Source organism: bacterium, assembly GCA_029210965.1.
Classification (GTDB): domain Bacteria; phylum BMS3Abin14; class BMS3Abin14; order BMS3Abin14; family BMS3Abin14; genus JALHUC01.
Genome location: JARGFZ010000110.1, coordinates 1 through 983, shown reverse-complemented (window position 1 = coordinate 983; position 983 = coordinate 1). Strand labels below are relative to the sequence as shown.

The following is a 983-nucleotide window of genomic DNA, read 5'->3' as shown; positions in this document are numbered from 1 at the left end:
CAATGTAGCATACCGAAGGATATTTCAATATGCTGTCTGATTCCTTTGAATGAAAGGGAAAAGGTTATCTCAGGAACGGTGTGATCACGCCTTTGGCATGAGAGGCTTAGTGACAATGAACGGGAGAAATCGTTGGTTAGTGATCTTCAACCCCAAATCCCAGGCACCAGAGCCAGACTATGGCAGGGATTTCAGGTGCTCGCTTCGCTCAGGTTTCAAGTTTCAGGTTCAAGGACTTCCTTTGGACTTTGGGCTCTGGACTCCGAGGAATTCAACCACCCGCTGGCTCTGGCCAATTATCAGTATTGAACTCTTCAGAGTTGTCCCAGCACTCCTTGGAACAAAAATACACCGGATCAACGGAATCCTCATAGGCGGCAAGGCTCATCTCGTAAGGCTCACCCTCTATTTTGTGGCCACACTCTACACAATAATACTGCATGGGTGCGTTGGCCTTGATCCCTTCCTTGGGGGTTTTAGGCATGGGAACCTCCAATTCTTGCTAATTTTATACTTCAACATATCTATACATATCACTGATATTTAACAAATTTTCCACACTCTATTTAAGGTGTTGTTCATAGTTCACGGATATACTTTGAGATCTGAGATCTGAGATCTGAGATTTGAGATTGAATCATGCCTGGGAAGGCATGGTTAAGATTACCACGAACTCACCGTCCATCTCCGTCTCTACTTCCATTCCCATGCCCATCTTAACAACGATTTTTTCTACAATGGGAAGACCCAATCCGAACCGCATCCCGGTGTCGTGTCTGGCGTGACTTCCTCTCCAGAACCTGTCGAAAATGCGGCCAGACTCCTCGGTGCTGACCTTGCTTCCCGTATTACTGATACGGAGTTGAACGTACTGTTCCTCCTGCAGCAGGGCAACCTTTACAGAACCGCCCTGATCCACATAGTACAAAGCGTTTCTGAAAAGCTCGTCCAGCACTTGTACGAAAAGATCATGGTCGATCATG

General features: G+C 46.6%; 2 protein-coding genes. Both read right to left on the bottom strand.

Annotation, left to right across the window (positions count from 1 at the left end; genetic code table 11):
* Window positions 1–271: 271 nt before the first annotated feature.
* A complete protein-coding gene (locus P1S59_14510; protein MDF1527437.1) occupies window positions 272–484 on the bottom strand; it encodes a hypothetical protein in 213 nt (70 codons plus the stop codon).
* Between the two features lie 153 nt (window positions 485–637).
* A partial coding sequence (locus P1S59_14505) for an ATP-binding protein (protein ID MDF1527436.1) occupies window positions 638–983 on the bottom strand: 346 nt, incomplete at its 5' end.

Excerpts from the sequence above, each read along its gene's own strand:
- P1S59_14510 (MDF1527437.1), bottom strand. The coding sequence starts at position 484 with ATGCCTAAAACCCCCAAGGAAGGGATCAAGGCCAACGCACCCATGCAG.